The organism is Mesorhizobium sp., from assembly GCF_017306585.1.
Classification (GTDB): Bacteria; Pseudomonadota; Alphaproteobacteria; order Rhizobiales; family Rhizobiaceae; genus Mesorhizobium.
Genome location: NZ_JAFKIC010000175.1, coordinates 1 through 17823, shown reverse-complemented (window position 1 = coordinate 17823; position 17823 = coordinate 1). Strand labels below are relative to the sequence as shown.

Annotated in this window: 19 protein-coding genes and 1 riboswitch; of the genes, 17 read left to right on the top strand and 2 right to left on the bottom strand. The window is 63.7% G+C overall.

Features of this window, described 5'->3' with window-relative positions; all coding sequences use genetic code 11:
• Positions 1-18: 18 nt before the first annotated feature.
• On the bottom strand, positions 19-726 hold the full coding sequence (locus J0I79_RS20900) for a hypothetical protein (protein WP_292863261.1): 708 nt from the start codon (positions 724-726) through the stop codon (positions 19-21).
• 200 nt (positions 727-926) lie between these two features.
• On the opposite strand from J0I79_RS20900, the gene J0I79_RS20895 reads away from it, so the two are divergent.
• From J0I79_RS20895 to J0I79_RS20885, 3 genes are all read left to right on the top strand, one after another.
• Entirely contained in the window at positions 927-2474 is a 1548-nt protein-coding gene (locus tag J0I79_RS20895; RefSeq protein WP_292863258.1) for a glycosyltransferase family 39 protein, read from the top strand.
• Positions 2475-2642: 168 nt separating this feature from the next.
• Positions 2643-3161: a peptide-methionine (S)-S-oxide reductase MsrA gene (gene msrA, locus J0I79_RS20890; RefSeq protein WP_292863255.1), complete on the top strand. Its 519-nt coding sequence runs from the start codon at positions 2643-2645 to the stop codon at positions 3159-3161.
• 162 nt (positions 3162-3323) lie between these two features.
• On the top strand, positions 3324-4235 hold the full coding sequence (locus tag J0I79_RS20885; protein ID WP_292863253.1) for a formyltransferase family protein: 912 nt from the start codon (positions 3324-3326) through the stop codon (positions 4233-4235).
• 55 nt (positions 4236-4290) lie between these two features.
• Here the strand turns inward: J0I79_RS20885 and J0I79_RS20880 are convergent, their stop codons facing one another.
• Complete coding sequence (locus tag J0I79_RS20880; RefSeq protein WP_292863250.1) at positions 4291-4599, bottom strand: hypothetical protein; 309 nt, start codon at positions 4597-4599, stop codon at positions 4291-4293.
• A 185-nt stretch (positions 4600-4784) separates the two neighbouring features.
• Positions 4785-4898, top strand: a riboswitch (TPP riboswitch).
• On the opposite strand from J0I79_RS20880, the gene J0I79_RS20875 reads away from it, so the two are divergent.
• The 14 genes from J0I79_RS20875 to J0I79_RS20810 all read left to right on the top strand — a co-directional run bounded on the left by J0I79_RS20875 (position 4889) and on the right by J0I79_RS20810 (position 17707).
• Complete coding sequence (locus tag J0I79_RS20875; protein WP_292863247.1) at positions 4889-5497, top strand: YkoF family thiamine/hydroxymethylpyrimidine-binding protein; 609 nt, start codon at positions 4889-4891, stop codon at positions 5495-5497. It overlaps the preceding riboswitch by 10 nt.
• A gap of 44 nt (positions 5498-5541) precedes the next feature.
• Positions 5542-6360: an ABC transporter permease gene (locus J0I79_RS20870; protein ID WP_292863244.1), complete on the top strand. Its 819-nt coding sequence runs from the start codon at positions 5542-5544 to the stop codon at positions 6358-6360.
• Complete coding sequence (locus tag J0I79_RS20865) at positions 6357-7124, top strand: ABC transporter ATP-binding protein (RefSeq protein WP_292863241.1); 768 nt, start codon at positions 6357-6359, stop codon at positions 7122-7124. Before J0I79_RS20870 ends, J0I79_RS20865 begins: the two co-directional genes overlap by 4 nt.
• Entirely contained in the window at positions 7117-8133 is a 1017-nt protein-coding gene (locus tag J0I79_RS20860; protein ID WP_292863238.1) for an ABC transporter substrate-binding protein, read from the top strand. The genes J0I79_RS20865 and J0I79_RS20860 overlap by 8 nt, the downstream gene beginning before the upstream one ends.
• 188 nt (positions 8134-8321) lie before the next feature.
• On the top strand, positions 8322-9017 hold the full coding sequence (locus tag J0I79_RS20855) for an isoprenylcysteine carboxylmethyltransferase family protein (RefSeq protein ID WP_292863236.1): 696 nt from the start codon (positions 8322-8324) through the stop codon (positions 9015-9017).
• Positions 9018-9477: 460 nt separating this feature from the next.
• Positions 9478-10125, top strand: coding sequence for a hypothetical protein (locus J0I79_RS20850; protein ID WP_292863233.1), 648 nt, complete (start codon positions 9478-9480; stop codon positions 10123-10125).
• Between the two features lie 355 nt (positions 10126-10480).
• Positions 10481-10645, top strand: a complete 165-nt coding sequence (locus J0I79_RS20845; protein WP_292578690.1) for a DUF3309 family protein — start codon at positions 10481-10483, stop codon at positions 10643-10645.
• 405 nt (positions 10646-11050) lie between these two features.
• A complete protein-coding gene (locus J0I79_RS20840) occupies positions 11051-11773 on the top strand; it encodes a GntR family transcriptional regulator (protein WP_292863230.1) in 723 nt (240 codons plus the stop codon).
• 33 nt (positions 11774-11806) lie between these two features.
• Positions 11807-12835, top strand: a complete 1029-nt coding sequence (locus tag J0I79_RS20835) for an ADP-ribosylglycohydrolase family protein (RefSeq protein ID WP_292863228.1) — start codon at positions 11807-11809, stop codon at positions 12833-12835.
• Positions 12832-13815: a PfkB family carbohydrate kinase gene (locus J0I79_RS20830; RefSeq protein WP_292863225.1), complete on the top strand. Its 984-nt coding sequence runs from the start codon at positions 12832-12834 to the stop codon at positions 13813-13815. The genes J0I79_RS20835 and J0I79_RS20830 overlap by 4 nt, the downstream gene beginning before the upstream one ends.
• Before the next feature lie 39 nt (positions 13816-13854).
• A complete protein-coding gene (locus J0I79_RS20825) occupies positions 13855-14916 on the top strand; it encodes an ABC transporter substrate-binding protein (RefSeq protein WP_366014881.1) in 1062 nt (353 codons plus the stop codon).
• Positions 14917-14985: 69 nt separating this feature from the next.
• Positions 14986-15855, top strand: coding sequence for an ABC transporter permease (locus tag J0I79_RS20820; RefSeq protein WP_292863219.1), 870 nt, complete (start codon positions 14986-14988; stop codon positions 15853-15855).
• On the top strand, positions 15855-16643 hold the full coding sequence (locus tag J0I79_RS20815) for an ABC transporter permease (protein WP_292863216.1): 789 nt from the start codon (positions 15855-15857) through the stop codon (positions 16641-16643). Before J0I79_RS20820 ends, J0I79_RS20815 begins: the two co-directional genes overlap by 1 nt.
• Positions 16643-17707: an ABC transporter ATP-binding protein gene (locus J0I79_RS20810; RefSeq protein WP_292863213.1), complete on the top strand. Its 1065-nt coding sequence runs from the start codon at positions 16643-16645 to the stop codon at positions 17705-17707. Before J0I79_RS20815 ends, J0I79_RS20810 begins: the two co-directional genes overlap by 1 nt.
• Positions 17708-17823 lie beyond the last annotated feature (116 nt).

Here is a 17823-nt window from a genome sequence, read left to right as displayed (position 1 = left end):
GGCCCCGGACGGTTCGTCCTACGCCAGGATGTTGACGGCCCGGGCCGCGACCAGCGCGATCGTCAGCAGGGAAATCATCGCTTCCGCCATCATCAGAAGCTTGGCGCGCTGCGAGAGCGGCATGGTGTCTGTCGGCGAGAACGCCGTCGCATTGGTGAAGGCGAGGAAGACATAGTCGACGAAGCCGGGCAGCCAGTCGCGGATCTCGCGGTCGTTGAGCGTCATCTGAGGAAACAGGAAATCGGCCTGGGCGCGCTTGACGAGCCCGCAGGTCGGCGGTCCGCCGCGGTCGGTGCTCCAGAACCAGAGGGCGAAAACGATGACATTGGTGACCCAGATGTTGAGCGCGTCGACCAGCAGGGTCTGGCCGCTCGAGCCGGCATGACCCGCGAGCAGGGCGCGCACCAGGAACACCAGCGAACCGCAGTTCATGATGCTGACGACGCCGGTCATCACCAGCGCCGTCCTGCGGATCATGACGCGAAAGCGACCGACCAGATGCCAGTGCTCTTCCTCGAAAGCCTTCTGGGTGGCGACCTGCGTCCAGGCCGTCGCGACGGATAGCGGCACCAGCAGCGCCGCCTCGATCGCCGGCGCCAGCCAGCGGGGACCGAAGGAGAGATCGTTGATGACCAGAAGCTGCAGGCAGATGATGACGAGCACTGCGGCGCGTGCCAGCCAGAAGTCGAGGGCGCGATGGTGGATGACGGCGTGCTGGTGACGCATCGGGGTGTCCGGAGATGTTCAGGCCAACCGGATTTTGCCGCCAGTTTTGCCTTGGGAGGGAAACGCGGCGCGAAATTCCCGCCCAATCTTGGTTATGCAATGGCGCGCAAATATACTTTTTTGTAAACTTCGGCTTTTGGGGCTGTTCGGAAAACCGGACGATATGATTTAAGCGCCGCATGGCGGGAATAGATAACTCCATGGATCGTTGGGTGCCGGCAGGTTTGCCTGCCGCGGGTTCGGATTCGTCGTCGGCCTGGTCGAGCCTGCTTCGTCACCCCTGGCGTTTGCTGGCGCTGCTGTGCCTGGCGCAGATCGTGTGCTGGACGCTGGCGCCCGCCCTTATCAATCCCGCACCTCCCGGCGATGTCGTGGAGGGCTTCATGTGGGGCCGCGAATGGGTGCTGCTGACCTACAAGCACCCGCAACTTCCCGGTTGGCTGCTCGAAACCAGTCATCTCTTGACAGGCTCCTTCCGCTGGCCGCAATACCTGCTGTCCCAGCTCACGATCTCGACGACCTTCGTCCTCGTTTATCTTCTGGCACGCGACATGCTCGGCCCACGCCGGGCGCTTGCCGCTGTTCTCTTCATGCCGTCGATCTATTTTTTCGGCTGGCCGGCGGTGCAATTCAATCATGACTATGCTCAGATGCCGTTCTGGGCAGCCATATGCTGGCTGCTCTGGCGCGCCGGCCGCGGCGGCGGTCCGGGCTGGTGGCTGGCGCTCGGGCTGGTTTCGGGCGTCGGGCTCTATGCGAAATTCTCGACGGGCCTGCTGCTTGCCTTCGGCGCTCTCTGGCTTCTGGCCGACGCCCGCGCGCGCAGCCGGCTGGCGACACCCTGGCCGTGGCTCGGCCTTGCCATCTTTCTCGCCGTTGCTGCGCCACTGGCCATCGAACTCTACCGCATCGATTTCCTGCCGCTGACCTATTTCGCGGATCGCGACCAATGGGTGAGCGCGCACCGCGCGCGTCTCTACTATATCGGCGTGCAGATGGCCGGGCTCGCCGGCTTTTTCGTCGTGCTGGCGATATCGGGGCTGCTGCGGCGCTCTCCGGCTCCCGAAGCCCCTGTCGAACGCGGCATCCTTGTCTACCTCGTTTGGATGGGGCTTGGGCCCGCGATCCTGATCATGGTGGCGTCCTTGTTCACCGGTACCGGCGAGGCCTGGGGCGCCCCCATGTACAATCTCGTCGGTGTCGTCGTGCTTGCCTTCTTCGGCCACCGGCTCGGTGTCGCCGAGATGCGAAAACTCGTCGTCTGCGCATTTGTCTGCATCGTCGCCGTTTCAAGCGCCTATGCGGCGCTGCGCTGGACGGGCTGCAATCTCAAGGGCCGCATGGATGCCGTCTGTTGGCCGGCGCGGCCAATCTCGCAAGAGGCTGAAGCGGTGTGGCGCGCTGCGGTGCCCGGACGGCTCGACATTGTCGGCGGCGATACAAACCTGGCCATGCTGGCGGGCCTCAATGCCTATGACAAACCGTCGATCTTCACCGACCTCAACATGCGTTTCGCGCCCTGGATCACAAGGCAGCGCTTGTACGACCATGGCATGCTGATGATCTGGAGCGGCCGCGAGGTGCCCCCGCAACTGCGAGCCTGGGTAGGCGACCTCCCAGTCAAGACGGTTCCTTTCAACTGGTCGCTCAAGGCGGCGCCGGTTCTGGTCAGCTTTGCCGTCATTCCGCCGGGCACGCGGCATCTGCCGGTGGCGCTCGACAGCCAGACCCGGCACCCGCGGGACTAGAGCGACTCACGTTTCACGCAAGACGCTTGATGCAGGCCTGAACGCCCGCCGCCGCCTCGGGTGGCTGGACGAAACAGGCAACAATGCCCATTTATGGGGAAATCCAATTTTGTCAGCGCAATTCCCGGCGCAGAGCGCCAGCTGGAATTGCTTTTCGGGAGACGTGACATGGCGACTTCGAGCGAACGTGCAGTGCTTGCCGGCGGCTGTTTCTGGGGCATGCAGGATCTGATCCGGCGCTTCCCGGGGGTTCTGTCCACCGGTGTCGGCTACAGCGGCGGCGATGTGCCCAATGCCACCTATCGCAATCACGGCACCCATGCCGAGGCCATCGAGATCACTTTCGACCCGGCCCGGATCAGCTACCGTGACCTTTTGGAATTCTTCTTCCAGATACATGACCCGACCACACGCAACCGCCAGGGCAACGATGTCGGCTTGAGCTATCGCTCGGCGATCTACTACACCAGCGACGAGCAGAAGCGCGTGGCCGAAGACACCATTGCCGAGGTCGACGCCTCAGGTCTCTGGCCCGGCAAGGTCGTCACGGAGGTCGCGCCGGCCGGTCCCTTCTGGGAGGCCGAGCCCGAGCATCAGGATTATCTGGAGAAATATCCCAACGGCTATACCTGCCATTTCGTCAGGCCGGGCTGGAAGCTGCCGGTTCGCGAAAAGGCTGTTTCATAAAACCTGACGGGCCGGGGGCTACGCTCCCGGTCCAGCCTGTCGACACTCAAGCTGAAGGTCAGTTTTCAGATAGCACCGATTACCGCTGCTTTTGTCCTGGAAATCTCTGAATACACCGGACCGCTGCTGGCCGGCTGGCTTGAGGCGGGGAACCGTATTGGCATGATCATCGTGCTCGGCTTTCCGCGCCGCCCCACCGGCTTCAGCATCGGCAATTCCCGGCGGCGACTGCAGCGCAAGCTTCTGCTCAGGCGTTTTGTCGGCAATGCGGACGTCAAGCTGATCGAGTTCGGCCGCCCTTACGACTGGCAAGGACTTGGAGGACAGCTGTCCGGGATCAATGCCGACGTGCTGGTCTGCTATGCCTTCCCGACCCTCATTCCACAAAGCCTGCTTGGGGGCTTTCCGAAGGGTGGCGTCAACCTCCATCCGGCGTTGCTCCCGCATTATCGCGGACCTAATCCGTTCCATCGCCTGGCGGTCGATGGCCAGCATGCCGTTCATGGCGGGGTGACGTTGCACAGAATGTCCGCCGGTTTCGATGACGGCGACATTCTTGGGCAAGTGCCGTTCGGCGAAGCCGACTGGGTGTCGAAACAAGTGCTGATCGCCAGCGCCGCGGCCGCGATGCGCATGCTGGTGAGCGAAGGGGTGCCGGCCTATTGCAAAGGGCTGTTGCCAGGGGTTCCGCAGCCGGCGGGGGATTTCATCTGGGCGCGGCTGGAGCCTGAGCACATGATGGTCTCGCCGGCGATGCCGATCGACCATGTCAGGCTTTTGTGGCACGTGCTCGGGCTGATTCCGGGAATCTACCTGGCGATCGGTGAGCGCAAGGTCAGGCTGGGGTTCCAGATCAGGCGATTGGGCCCGCCAACAGGCGAGGCTCCGATCTTGCGATGGGGCGCGGCGGAGTTCGATCTTGCCGACGGCAGGGTCCTTCATCTTACCTATAACAGAGGGCTCAAACGCCTGGTGAAGGCGCAGGCCATGTTCACCCGCACGCCTTCCGCGAAAGGGCGCCTGGAGATGCGGCTTTTCGGCCAGACGAAGACCGCGCACGATCAATATGAATAAGCCGCCGGGCCTCTGCCCGGCGGCGTTTGCTTTCCAGAGCTACTTGGCTTCAGAGTCATTTACCGCAGTTGTTGTCGTTCACGGTCGGTGCCGTCGCATTGCCATTGGCGTCCGACTGCGCGCCCTGCGGGTTGTTCGGGCAATTGCGATCGGCGTTGGAGTTCAAGTCGCCCGGCGACATGGTCGTGCTGTTGGTGGCGCCGGGATCAACCGTACCGGGCGACGCCGGCGTGCTCGGGTCCACGGTGACCGACTTGCTGCTGCCGCCCGACCCGTCCGTGCCGTTTGCATTGGTACTCTGCGCCATGGCGGCGGTGGCGAGCGCCACGGTGAAAGCCGAAGCCGTGAGGATTTTCATGAGCATGGTCTGTCTCCATCTGTGTGTGCAATCATCGCGTCATGACCTGGGGACAACCTCCGCGTCTGAGTAAGGTTCCGACAAATTTCGACGCCTGGCACACCGGTGCACCGCACGGGTCTGGCGCAACGCTTTTGGCGCTGCGTGCTGAAAAAATGACTTTCCCAACCGATCGAATGGTGCTTTAACGCGCGCATCCACAGGGGTGCTCCGTACGGTCGGGGCTGAGACGGGGGCGGCAAGCCCACAGACCCTAGAAGCTGATCTGGGTAATACCAGCGGAGCGAGGCGGGCTATGTTTTCAGGCGCACAGGTTTCCCTATATCCCATGTCCGACGATTTCGTCGGCGTTATCCTTGGTGCGCTCGGCGCGCTCGATCCTTGGCGCGACAGGCTCAGGATCGAGACCGACGACATCTCGACATTGCTGGTCGGACCGCCCGAGGTGCTGTTTCCGGCGCTGCGCGACCTGTTCGTGGCGGCGGCGCGCAGCGGCAAGCATTGCGTGCTGTCGGCCGCCATTTCGCGTGGGTGTCCGGGGGAACCAGACGATCCGATCTGCCGCACCGACGCCCTTGGCGGACCGGTCGGGCCGCTTGGCCCGCGCAAGGAAGCGGCCATTGCCGCCGTGCGTGGTGCCACTGCAACCGGTCAGCCGGCTGCGGCGCAGTTCTCGCTCTATGTCATGGGCACCGGTGACCATATGGACGAGATCTATGGCTGCATCGACTTCCTGAAGCAGTCCGGCGTCTATGATCGCTCCAAGAACTTCTGCACCAAGCTGCGCGGCGATGCCGGCGCGATTTTCTCGGCGCTGAACGAAGCCTTCTGCCGCTTCGGGCCGGGTGCGGGGCACGTAACCCTCGACGTCACGGTTTCCGCCAACAGCCCCACCGCTGTCTGAAACCGTTCGCGCCGCCGCGCGGCCGTCGTCAAGGTTATCTTCCCGTGCTCGCATCGTCATCCACTCGTCCGCGTCGGGTCGCGGGTTTCCTGGCCAAGTCCGCGCCGGCCGTCATATCGGTCGGGCTGCTGCTCGTGACTTGGGAACTCTACGCCAACCATTCCGGCATCAAGCCGACGATCCTGCCGGCACCCTCGCGCGTCCTCGAGCAGGCGATTCTCAATCGCGGCGCGCTGATCGACAACGCCATTCCCACGATCCGCGCCACGCTGCTCGGCTTTGCCTGTTCGCTCAGCGCGGCCTTTGTGTTTTCGGTCCTGGTCGACTTCTTCCAGCCGCTGCGGCGCGCGCTTTTCCCCGTCTTCATCGTCAGCCAGACCTTGCCGCTGGTGGCGATCGCGCCGCTGGTGGTGCTGTGGTTCGGCTTCGGGCTGGCCCCAAAGATCCTGCTCGTGGCGCTGGTCACCTTCTTTCCCATGCTGGTGGCCCTGGTGCAGGGCTATGAGGCGACCGAGGCCGAGATCGGCCAGATGCTGCGCGCCATGGGGGCAGGGCGCTGGCGCGTCTTCGTGCTGGCGCGGCTGCCGTCGGCGCTGCCCTATTTCTTCGCCGGCCTTAGGATTTCCATCACCTATGCCGTGGTCGGCGCGATCTTCGCCGAATATGCCGGAGCGGCCAAGGGGCTCGGCATTTACATGCTGAACGCCAAGAACAATTTCCGCCCCGACCTGGTGCTGGCCGCCGTTGCCGTGAGCGCGGTGCTGACCCTCGTCCTGTTCGGGCTGACGGTTCTTCTGCAGCGTATCGCCATGCCCTGGGAGCGCGTCGGCCGTGAGCCGTCAGGCAAGGGTCGGCGCGGATGAGCCGGCTCGAACTGCGGCATGTGCGCAAGGCGTTCGGCGGGCTCGACGTGCTCGCCGACATTTCGCTTAGCGTCGGCGCCGGCGAATTCGTCTCGATCCTCGGCCCCTCCGGCGCTGGCAAGTCGACGCTGTTCCAACTCCTGACCGGCGCCGAGCATGGCGCGGGCGAGATGTTCTTCGACGGCGCGCCGCTCGACGACCATGGCCGGCATTTCGCCTTCATGCCGCAGCGCGACGCGCTGATGCCGTGGCGGCGCATCATCGACAACACGACGCTCGGCCTGGAAGTCCAGGGCGTCGGCCGCAAGGCCGCCCGCGCGCGCGTCGCGCCGCTGTTCGCCGAGTTCGGGCTGGTCGGCTTCGAGCGGCATTTTCCCGCGCAGCTCTCGGGCGGCATGCGCCAGCGCGCGGCGCTGCTGCGCACCGTGGTGCAGGAACGCGACATGCTGCTGCTCGACGAGCCGTTCGGCGCGCTCGACGCGCTGACCCGCGCGGCCCTGCAACGCTGGCTCGAACAGATGTGGCGGCACCATCGCTGGACGGCGCTGCTGATCACCCATGATGTGCGCGAGGCGTTGTACCTGTCCGATCGTATCTATGTGCTGTCGGCGCGCCCCGCCCGCATCGTGCGGGAGATCAAGGTGCCGCTGCCGCGCCCGCGCGATCCGACCGCGGCCGCCGCGCCGCTGGCCAGTGCGCTCGAGGCGGAGATTCTCGACATCCTGCTCAACCCCCAACCGTTCAAAGGACATGACGATGACTGATTTGACGCGCCGGCAGGCCCTGCTGTTCGCCCTTGCCGGCAGCCTGCCGCTGGTTGCCGTAGCAACGCGTTCTTTCGCGGCGACGCGGAAGGTCACCGTCGCTCTGGACTGGACGGTCAACACCAATCACATCGGGCTATTCGTCGCCCGCGATAAGGGTTTCTACCGCGAGGCCGGCCTGGAGGTCGACATCCTGCCCTATAGCGATACCGGCGCCGGGACGCTTGTCGCGAACCGCGTTGCCGATTTCGGCATCAACGGGACCATCAGTCTTTTCACCCAGAAGACCGCGGGCGCAGACCTCAAGGCTGTCTACGCCGTGGTGCAGTCCGAAACCGGACGACTGGTGTTCAACGCGGCACGCGACGACATCAAGAGCCCCAGGAATCTCGACGGGCTGACCTATGGCGGTTTCGGCAGCGCCTGGGAGAACGCGCTGATCTCGACCATCATCCGCCATGATGGCGGCAAGGGCAATTTCGAGACTGTGACGCTCGGAACCTCCGCCTACGAGGCGCTGTCCAACGGTTCCGTCGATTTCACGCTCGAGGTCTCGACCTGGGAGGGGGTGGAGGCCGAGCTCAAGGGTGTCAAACAGCGCAGCTTCGTCTATGCCGACTATGGCGTGCCCGATGAGCACACGACGCTGATCTCGTCGAGCGAGGCATATCTCAAGGCAAATCCGGAACTCGCTTCGGCCTTCGTCCAGGCGACGCGGCGCGGCTATCAGTTTGCCGTCGACCATGCCGGCGAGGCGGCGGCCCTGCTGATCGCGGCCAACAAGGATGCCTTGACCAATCCGTCGCTGATAGATGCCTCGCTGAAGGCCTTGAACGACGGACATTTCCTGCGCGGGAAAGATGGCGCCATCGGCACCATGGATCCGGCCAAGATGGACGCGATCGGCTCCTATCTTTTCGCCGCCGGCATTTTGCGCGATGCCGATGGCAAGAATCTGACGCAACTGCCTGATTTTGCCAGATATTTCACAAACCTGTATCTGGCTTGAGCCGGACGTGCATGGTCTCGCGGCGGATGGTCACCGTGCCTGATGACGGGCAGGCACAAAGCCAAAGAGCGCTCGCGACTTCGGCCGAGGCGGCTTGAGGCATTTCCATGGGATAGTGGTGATCCGGATCCGCCGGTTAACCGCCCGGCAATGGTTGCGTGCAAAGGTCACCCCGAGGGGATCACGGGGTGCCTGCCTTGCTCACATCAAAAAGTGAAGCGCTTTCGCATGACAATGAAGGCGGCTATTTCTCCGCCGCGCGAAAACGCGAAATGCTGATCGACCTGCGCGAGGGTTTCTTTCGCGCCTGTGCGCTGGCCTGCGCTGGCCTGTTCGTCTATCGCGGCGTGTATCAGGTCGTGGAGGATCCCACCCGGCTCAACGCGGCGCTGGTGGCAATTTCGGAGATACTCACCTTCACCTGGCTGCTGTTGTCGCGGCGCCCGGTAACGCGTGACTGGAACCTGCTTACCGTCATCGTCTCGGTGACGGCCAGTTTCGGCGTCGCGTTGATCAGTCTCAAACCAGGGATTGCGCTTGTTCCCGTCTATGTCGCGGCACCATTGCAGTTCCTGGCGCTTTGGTTCGTCATCTGGGGCAAGATATCCCTGGGCCGCTCCTTTGCCATCCTTCCCGCCAATCGTGGCGTGATGACGGGCGGCGCCTACCGGCTTGTGCGTCATCCGATCTATGCCGGCTACCTTGCCGGTCATGTGCTCTATCTGCTGTCGGCCTTCTCCTTCCACAATTTCGCGGTCTATGCGGTGATCACTTACCTGCAACTGTATCGCATCCTGCGCGAGGAGGCTCTGCTGGCCGCAGAGCCTGAATATCGCTCCTACATGGAACGCGTTCGCTACAGGTTGTTGCCCCGGGTGTTCTGAGAACCCCCGGGCATCCTCAGCCTCCCGCCGATGATCCGGCTGTTTCCGGCCGGCCATCGACGCGTTGGTTGGTGGGCAGTTCCGGCCCTGTCGGAGCAATTTGGCTGAAGCAATCCCCCTGGCTCGTGTATTCTCTGGAATGCCAGAAGCATGGCTTGGTATTTGATGCCATCGGGCATCCTGGCAGCGAGCGTGCCGGGCACCTGGCTTAGGGTCTTCATGAAAAAACGTTTTTTCTTGCTATTATCCAATAATATCGATAATTCCCCATTTTGAGGAATAATATTTTTTACAAATGAATTATAGTTTTATTACTATCGGTCATTCGTTGTTTCAATAACGAATACCATCACTTTTACAAGTGCATACTGCTTTGAAACCCAAACTCTTCTGTCACGTATTTGAAATCGCAATCGGCTGCATGCCGACTGCCTTAGCGCAACGACAACAGGAGAGTGTTATGGCTTCCATGATCAAAACAGTCACCAGTGTGTTGGCCAGTAGTGCAATGGTCGTAATTCTTTCGCTGCCGGCGAATGCCGGCGGGCTTGGCGTTGGTGTCGGCGCCTCGGTGGGCGGCAGTGGCGGCGTCAATGCCGGCGTCGGGGCCTCGGTGGGCGGCAACGGCGGCGTTAGCGCTGGCGTCGGCGCCTCGGTCGGTGGCAGTGGCGGCGTGAATGCCGGGGCTGGCGCCAATGTCGGTGGCTCGAAAGGCGTCAGTGCCGGGCTCGGCGCTTCTGTCGGTGGTAGCAATGGTGTGAATGCCGGGCTGGGTGCCTCTGTCGGCGGCAGCAATGGCGTGAATGCCGGGCTGGGTGCCAATGTCGGTGGAACCGGCGGCATCAATGCCGGTCTCGGCGCCACTGTCGGTGGCACGGGTGGCATTGGCGTCGGTGTCGGCGTGGGTGTCGGTGGAACCGATCCCAGCAATCCGGGCAACCCTTCCAACCCGAGCAATCCCAGCCATCCAAACCTGCCGGGCGTCGTTGCCCAGATGTCGGGCGGCAAGTTGGCCAGGATGAAGAAACGCTGCGCCGACGTGTTGAGCAGCGAAGGCACGTATGATCGCGATCTGCGCCAGCTCTGCCTGCTGATCGCGCGTCGCTGAGGCCAAGAGTGCCGGATAGGAAGTGCGGAAAACCAGCCGCGAGGCTCGAAGCGCACTCTCCTGGCCTCCGGCCGGTCGGAAAGCCCGCCTGGATGGCGGGCTTTCTGCTTTGCGCGTCCGGGTTCCCGTGCCTTGTCGGTCACGATGCGCGCTGGCACTTGCCGGGTCCGAGTGGATGCTTTCGTGCAGTTCCAAGCTTCTTTCCGCGATGAGCCGGCGGCTTTCCTTTGCCGGCGAAATCGACTCACGGCTCGACGCCGGTCGGAACGGCAGGGCTGCTTGAACGTTCTCGTCTTCGAACATCGCACGAAGCGATGTCCAGTCCGCGCATTGGCGCATACAGGAGCGGGAAATCATGAGCCTTGGAACAATCCTTATCATCATCCTCATCATCGCGTTGCTTGGCGGCTTCAGCGGGTTGGGCGGCGGACCGTTCTACGGTACCGGCTATTATGGCGGCGGCGGGCTCGGGCTTGTGCTGCTGATCATAATCATCCTTGTCGTGCTCGGGCGCATATAGGGCCGCCGCCGTTACGGATGCTCGCGCTGTCGTGACCACGCCGGTGCCGCCGTGCACCGGATCGTGATGGAAGCGGATCGGCTTGTGATCCGCCGGGGCGCGAGACTCACCTATATTGAATGCGGTCCACACCCCCCGTGGAAACAAGAGGAGAGGGTCCCACCCCTTATCCTCCTCCAAGGCCCGCCCCGGCTTCGCCGGAGCGGGCTTTCTTTTTGCATCATCGCCTCGATGTCTGGCCGTCCGATGTCTGGCCGTGCCGTGATGTCCGGAAAGCCAGTAAGGCCGTTGGTCTCGGCCCATGTCCTCCGCGCAGTGCCGCCAGACCTCAATCTGCCTCGTTGACAGGGTCGCCTTCTCACGATATTGAACAGGACTATACAGGTTCACTGAACAGGTATGGATATGAAGCGCGCAGCTCAACTCTCTCCTGGCACGGGCAAGCCCGAGCAGATCGCGACCGTTCTGGAGCATGAAATCCGCTCCGGCGTTCTCGGCTTCGGTGATCGCCTGCAAAGCGAGAACGAACTCGTCCAGCGCTTCTCCGTCAGCCGCAACACCGTCCGCAAAGGCCTTGAAGAGCTGTCCAGCCGCGGGCTGATCACGACCAAGGTCGGGATCGGCTCCTTTGTCACCTTCGACGGCAAGCCGGTCGACGACGCCATCGGCTGGTCGCGGGCGCTGGCCGATGCCGGCGCCAACGCCGAAACAAGGACCTTGCGGCTGGAGGTGATCGAGGATGCCGACCTGGCAGCGCTGCTCGGTATCGAAAGCCCGTTCTTCATCGCTGTCGACCGGGTACGAACCAACGCCAGCGACGGCCACGCGATCTCCATCGAGCGCAGCCGGCTGCCATTGTCGCCCGAACTGGAGGAGGTGCCGCTGCGCGGCCTGCGCGAGGGTTCGCTCCACCAGACGCTGCGCGGGGCAGGGCTGGTGCCCGACCATGGCGAGGAATGGGTCGATATCGAGATGCTCGACGCCGGCGACGCGGCGATCCTTGGATGCCCGCAAGGCACGCCGTTCCTGCGCGGCCGCCGGCTGACGCGTGCGGCCGACGAGCGGCCGATCGAATATGTCACCAGCCTGCTCAATCCCGCGCATTTCGCGCTGCATATGAGGTTCTGAGCGATGCCGGACAATGTAAAGCCTGACAGCGCAATGCTTGATCACGCCCTGGGCGCGCTTGTCGGTGGGGCGCTGGGCGACGCGCTCGGCATGCCGACGCAGCTTCTGTCGCCGTCGCGCATCGCCGAGCTCTATGGCCATGTCGAGGACTTCGTCGCTCCCTTCGCCGAACATCCGGTGTCGAAGGGCCTGTCGGCCGGCACCATAACCGACGATACGGAACAGGCGCTGCTGCTCGGCCGTATCCTCGTGGAATCGGGCGAGCGCTTCGATCACGCGCGCTGGGTCAACGCGCTGCTCGACTGGGAGCGCGAGGTCAAGGCGCGCGGCAGCTATGATCTTCTGGGACCATCGACCAAGCGCGCCATCGACGCCATCAACAATGGTGTGCCGGCGGAAGAGGCAGGGCGTGGCGGCGACACCAACGGGGCGGCCATGCGCATCGCGCCGGTCGGCATCATGATGCCGCTCGAGCCGCTCGATGCATTCGTCGCCAAGGTCGCCGAGACCTGCCGGGCGACGCATAACACCTCGATCGCGATAGCGTCCGCCGCGGCGGTTGCCGCCGCCGTCAGCCTGGGCATTTCCGGCGGCGATTGGCGCGCCGCGTCGGACAGCGCGGTCGCCGCGGCGCGGCGAGGCGCGACGCTTGGCCATTGGGTGACCGGGGGCGATATCGCCGCGCGCATCGTCTGGGCTCAAGACCTGGTGCGCGGCAAGGCAACCGGGGATGCGATCCGGCTGATCACCGATCTGGTCGGCACCGGCGTCGCCAGCCAGGAATCCGTTCCGGCCGCCTTCGCCGTGCTGGAAGTCGCCGGCGGCGATCCCTGGCGGGCGGCGGTCATCAGCGCCAATCTCGGCGGCGACACCGATACGATCGGGGCCATAGCCGCCGGCATGGCCGGCGCCTGCGTCGGCTTTTCGCAGTTGCCGGAGGAACGTGTGGCCGGCCTTAAGGGCATCGACATGGCCGAGGTCCGCAGCCTTGCCGCCGATCTCGTCGCGGCGCGAACGGCGATGGCCGGCAAGTCGCGGTCAGGCAAGGATGCCGCGGCATGAATGGGCGCCTCGTCCATATCGGCAGCGCGGTGGTCGACTATGTCTACCGCATCGACGCCCTGCCGGCGCCCGGCACGGAAAAGACCGCATCGAGCTATGCGCAGGTCGCCGGCGGCGGCTTCAACATGATGGTCGCCGCGACCCGTACCGGCATGAAGGTGGTGTTCGGCGGCCAGCTCGGCACTGGCCCCAATGGCGACTTCCTGCGCGCCGCCTTTGCCGCGGAGGGCGTCGAAACGCTGACGCCGGCATCGCCTCTTATGGACAGCGGCAATTGCGTCGCCATGATCTCCAGCGATGCCGAGCGCACCTTCGTGTCGTGGCCTGGAGCTGAAAGCGTGCTCAGCCTCGACATGATGGCGCCAGTGGCTGTCGCGTCAGGCGATTGGGTGTTCACATCAGGCTATACGCTGAGCTATCCCGGCAGCCGCGATGCGCTTACCGGCTGGATAGAAGCGCTGCCGGCGAACATTCCTTTCGTCTTCGATCCGACGCCGGTTGTTTCGGACATTCCGCGCCCCATCCTTTCGCGGGTGCTTGCGCGCGTCACATGGCTGAGCTGCAACGCGACGGAGGCTGCCGAGATTGCCGGTCCGGGCGATGTCGAGAGCCTCGCGGCGCGGCTTCTGGCCGATCATTGCCGGGATGCGGCCGGTGTCGTCATTCGTTCCGCCGCCAAAGGCTGCCATATCAGACTTGCAGACGGCGCCGCACGGACCATTCCCGGCTTCAAAGTCGCACCCGTCGATACCAATGGCGCCGGCGATACGCACATCGGCGCGTTCGTCAGCGCCTTGTCGCATGGAACGCAGCCGTTCGAGGCTGCACGCTACGCCAACGCGGCGGCCGCCATTTCGGTAACGCGTCATGGCGGGTCATCAGCGCCGACCGATGCGGAAATCCAGACTTTCCTGAGCCAGACCGGCGGTCCTTCGACCGATGCGTCGGGCCAGACACGCAAGGCCCATCAGACAGCCTGACAAGCCCGGGAAGCGGGCAAACACAGAGAGGAACGAACCATGCGCATGCCTGACTTGACTGCTCTCTTGACGGCAACCGCCGTCTTCACCTCCGCATTCGCCTTCACGGCCCAGGCCGGTGAAGTGCATGTGCTCAACTGGAAGGGTTATGGCGCCGACGAACCGTGGGCTATCGCCGCCTTCGAGAAAGCGACCGGCGACAAGGTCATCAACGACTTCTTCAATTCCGAACAGGAAATGCTGACCAAGCTCAGGACCAATCCCGGCCTCTACGATGTCGTCATGATCAACGCCGCCTTCAACGACCAGGCAATGTCGGAAAAGCTGATCCAGCCGATCGACGTTTCGAAACTGGCGAACTACGCCGACATCAGCAAGGACAAGGCCGGTTCCCCGATGCTCGACCATGACGGCAAGGTCTATGGCGTGCCGTGGGTGTGGGGTTTGACCGCGCTTGCCATCAACGAGAAGTCCTTCGACAAGCCGCCGACGTCGATCGCCGAAATGTGGGATCCCGCGCATAAGGGCCGCGTCGTCATCCGCGACGACGCCGTCGAGGCGGTGCAGTTCGGCGCCATCGCCACCGGCCAGAACATCAACGACATCAAGGATATGGACGCGGTCAAGACCAAGCTGACCTCGCTGATGCCGCAGATCAAGACCTTCTGGAGCTCGGAAAACGACTGGAACCAGATGGTCGCGTCCAACCAGATCGACATCGGCACCTACTGGAGCGGCTCGGCCGACCGCGCCAAGACCCATTTCAAGCTGCCGGTCTCGCTGGTCATTCCGCAGGAGGGCGCCGTCGCCTGGCTGGATGCCTTCTCCATTCCGGTCGGCTCGAAGAATGTCGCCGGCGCCGAGGCCTTCATCAACTATATGATCGATCCGAAATTCTATGTCGAATGGGTCACCAAGGTCGGCGCTCCCGTGTCCGCCAACACCAAGGCCGTCGAGGCGCTTCCCGAGGACGCCTTCAACCGCAAGGTCATGGGCAGCCCCGATGTCGCCAAGCGCATCCAGTTCCAGGCGCCGATCACCGATGCCCAGCGCGAGGCCTATCTGGCGCTGTGGCAGCAGCTCAAGGTCGATGTGAAATAAAGTTCGCGCCAGGACCAGCCGGCGGTTCGCGCCGGCTGGTCCTTCCAATCCTGGGGAGGAGGGTCTGACATGGCAGCACAGAGTGCGACCGCGTCGCGCGGCGGGCTGAGAAAGGCTTTGCCGCTGATGGCGCCGGCCTATCTCTGGCTGACGGTGGCGATCTTCCTGCCGCTTTCGGCCATGGTGTTCTTCTCATTCATGACCGATCTGCCTTTGTCGGGAAAGCCATGGGCGTTCACGCTTGGCAACTATGCCGCTTTCTTCTCGCAAAGCCTCTATCTGACGCTGCTTCTGGCTTCGCTGCGGCTCGGGCTCGAAGTGACGCTGTGGTGCGTGGTGATCGGCTATCCCGCGGCTTACGTGCTGGCCAAGGTGCTGAAGGGGCGCAGCCGCGAGGCGATCTTCCTGCTCGTCATCCTGCCGTTCTGGTCGAACGGGCTGGTGCGCATCTTCTCCTGGGCGATGGTGCTGCGCGAGGGCGGCATCCTCGATACGGCGCTCAATGCCGTGCTGCCGTTCAAGATCAACATCGATCTCATGTATTCCTATCCGGCCGTCATCATCGGCCTGGTGCACTCCTACGTGCCCTACATGGTGCTGACCTGTTATCTCACCTTGCAGGCGATAGACGACTCGCTGATCGAGGCCGGACGCTCGCTCGGCGCCTCGCGGCTGCAGGTGCTGAAGCGGGTGATCATTCCGCTGTCGATGCCGGGGCTGGTGGCTGGCGCGGCGCTTATTTTCGTGCCTGTCGTCGGCTCGTTCATGGAGCCGCGCATTCTGGGCGGCCGCACCGGCACCTTCTACGGCACCGTCATCGAGGACCAGTTCGTCGCCGTGTTCAACTGGCCGCTGGGCGCGGCGCTGTCCTTCATCCTGCTGGCCGTCGTGCTTGTCATCCTGGCGATCGCCTCGCCGGTGCTGCGGAGGGCTACGTGATGGCGACGACGCGTATCCTGGAATGGCTGGGCCGGATTTATGTCTGGCTGCTGCTGGCCTTCCTCTATCTGCCCATCATCATCATGGCGCTGATGTCGTTCAACGCTTCGCCTTTCTACCAACTGCCGTTCGAATGGACGACGGACTGGTATGCCTCGCTCTGGCAGAACGACCAGCTGATCTCGGCGACCTGGAACAGCCTCAAGATCGCCGTCATCACGACCATCATCTGCGTGGTGCTCGGCACGGCGGCTTCGCTGGCGCTCTACCGCTATGAATTTCGCGGCAAGAAACTGCTGCAGGCGCTGCTCTTCCCGCCGATCGCCATTCCATGGCTGATCACCGGCACGGCGATGCTGATCTTCTTTTTCGGCATCGGCATCGGACGCGGCCTGTTCGCCATCCTGCTCGGCCATGTGGCGCTGGCGCTGCCCTATGTCATCGTCGTCGTCTCGGCGCGGCTGCAGACTTTCGCGCCGGAGCTGGAAGAGGCGGCACGTTCGCTCGGCGCCAACCAGTGGCTGGTGACCAATCGCGTCACGCTGCCCTGGATCATGCCCGGCGTCATCGCCGGCGGTCTGTTCGCCTTCGCCGTGTCGTTCGACCAGTTCGTCGTCTCCTACTTCCTGTCGACCCCAGGGCAGACGACGCTGCCGGTCGAGATCTATGCTGCGATCCGCAAGGGTTTTACGCCAGAGATCAACGCGGTCTCGACGATCATCATCGTCGTGTCGATGGCGCTCATGCTGCTCACGGCGCGCTTCTTCAAATTCGGCGGAGAGAAATAATGGCCGGCGTCACGGTATCAAACGTCTCGCGCAGCTTCGGGGCGCACAAGGCGCTGGACGACGTCTCCATCGATTTCGCCGATGGCGGCTTCTATGCGCTGCTCGGACCCTCGGGCAGCGGCAAGACCACGTTGCTCAGGCAGATCGCCGGCTTCGACTTCCCCGACTCCGGCCGCATCTCCATCGGCGGCGAGAGCGTCGAGCGGGTGCCGGTCGAAAAGCGGCGCATCGGCATGGTGTTCCAGAACTACGCGCTGTTTCCCAATATGAGCGTTGCCGACAATGTCGCCTTCGGCCTGTCGGTGCGCGGCGAGGCCAAGGCCGTCATCGCCACGGAGGTGCAGCGTGCGCTCGACCTCGTGCAATTGGGCAAGCTCGGTGGGCGGCGACCGCATCAGCTTTCCGGCGGCCAGCGCCAGCGTGTCGCGCTGGCGCGCGCCATCGTGACGAAGCCGCGCGTGCTTCTGCTGGACGAACCGCTCGGTGCATTGGACAAGGCGCTGCGCGTCGACATGCAGATCGAGTTGAAGCGCATCCAGCGTGAGATCGGCATCACCACCATCTTCGTCACCCACGACCAGGAAGAGGCGCTGACGATGAGCGACCGCATCGGCATCCTGCGCGACGGCAGGCTGGTGCAGGAAGGGCCGCCGGAGGAAATCTACGACCGGCCAAAGAGTGAGTTCGCCGCCACCTTCCTCGGCGACGCCAACATCTTTCGCGGCGACGCGACCGGCAACGGCATCCGGATGCCTGATGGCACGACCATCACCGCCGGCGTGGGCGACAGGCTTGCCGCCGGCGCCAAAGCGAGCTGCGCGGTGCGGCCCGAACGCATTCGGATTGACGGGGATGCCGGGGTTCCGGACGGAAATGCCAACACGCTGAAGGGGCAGGTCTCCAAGCGCATCTTCGCTGGCAACAACAGCACCTATTTTGTCGACCGCGCCGGCCAGACGCTGAAGGTCATCGTCCAGAATACCGGCGCCGGCCGGCTGGCGGAAGGACAGGATGTGGTGCTGCGCTGGTCGCCGGAAAGTACGGTGTTGATCGCGGCGGGGTAGGTGCGGGTGCCGTAGCCCCAGGTTGGCGTTCCTTCGCGCCCCCCTCTGTCCTGCCGTACGATCGAGCAAGTGGCTGGAGAGCTATGATCCTGGAACTGAGCACACGCGACCGGTCC

What these genes read in the sequence shown, in the direction of transcription:
- J0I79_RS20840 (WP_292863230.1), top strand. Translation starts at nt 11,051, where the DNA reads ATGAAGCGCGCAGCTCAACTCTCTCCTGGCACGGGCAAGCCCGAGCAG.
- J0I79_RS20825 (WP_366014881.1), top strand. Translation starts at nt 13,855, where the DNA reads ATGCGCATGCCTGACTTGACTGCTCTCTTGACGGCAACCGCCGTCTTC.
- J0I79_RS20830 (WP_292863225.1), top strand. Translation starts at nt 12,832, where the DNA reads ATGAATGGGCGCCTCGTCCATATCGGCAGCGCGGTGGTCGACTATGTC.
- J0I79_RS20810 (WP_292863213.1), top strand. Translation starts at nt 16,643, where the DNA reads ATGGCCGGCGTCACGGTATCAAACGTCTCGCGCAGCTTCGGGGCGCAC.
- J0I79_RS20885 (WP_292863253.1), top strand. Translation starts at nt 3,324, where the DNA reads ATGATCATCGTGCTCGGCTTTCCGCGCCGCCCCACCGGCTTCAGCATC.
- J0I79_RS20880 (WP_292863250.1), bottom strand. Translation starts at nt 4,599, where the DNA reads ATGCTCATGAAAATCCTCACGGCTTCGGCTTTCACCGTGGCGCTCGCC.
- msrA (WP_292863255.1), top strand. Translation starts at nt 2,643, where the DNA reads ATGGCGACTTCGAGCGAACGTGCAGTGCTTGCCGGCGGCTGTTTCTGG.
- J0I79_RS20820 (WP_292863219.1), top strand. Translation starts at nt 14,986, where the DNA reads ATGGCAGCACAGAGTGCGACCGCGTCGCGCGGCGGGCTGAGAAAGGCT.
- J0I79_RS20900 (WP_292863261.1), bottom strand. Translation starts at nt 726, where the DNA reads ATGCGTCACCAGCACGCCGTCATCCACCATCGCGCCCTCGACTTCTGG.
- J0I79_RS20835 (WP_292863228.1), top strand. Translation starts at nt 11,807, where the DNA reads ATGCTTGATCACGCCCTGGGCGCGCTTGTCGGTGGGGCGCTGGGCGAC.
- J0I79_RS20850 (WP_292863233.1), top strand. Translation starts at nt 9,478, where the DNA reads ATGGCTTCCATGATCAAAACAGTCACCAGTGTGTTGGCCAGTAGTGCA.
- J0I79_RS20860 (WP_292863238.1), top strand. Translation starts at nt 7,117, where the DNA reads ATGACTGATTTGACGCGCCGGCAGGCCCTGCTGTTCGCCCTTGCCGGC.
- J0I79_RS20895 (WP_292863258.1), top strand. Translation starts at nt 927, where the DNA reads ATGGATCGTTGGGTGCCGGCAGGTTTGCCTGCCGCGGGTTCGGATTCG.
- J0I79_RS20865 (WP_292863241.1), top strand. Translation starts at nt 6,357, where the DNA reads ATGAGCCGGCTCGAACTGCGGCATGTGCGCAAGGCGTTCGGCGGGCTC.
- J0I79_RS20875 (WP_292863247.1), top strand. Translation starts at nt 4,889, where the DNA reads ATGTTTTCAGGCGCACAGGTTTCCCTATATCCCATGTCCGACGATTTC.
- J0I79_RS20815 (WP_292863216.1), top strand. Translation starts at nt 15,855, where the DNA reads ATGGCGACGACGCGTATCCTGGAATGGCTGGGCCGGATTTATGTCTGG.
- J0I79_RS20845 (WP_292578690.1), top strand. Translation starts at nt 10,481, where the DNA reads ATGAGCCTTGGAACAATCCTTATCATCATCCTCATCATCGCGTTGCTT.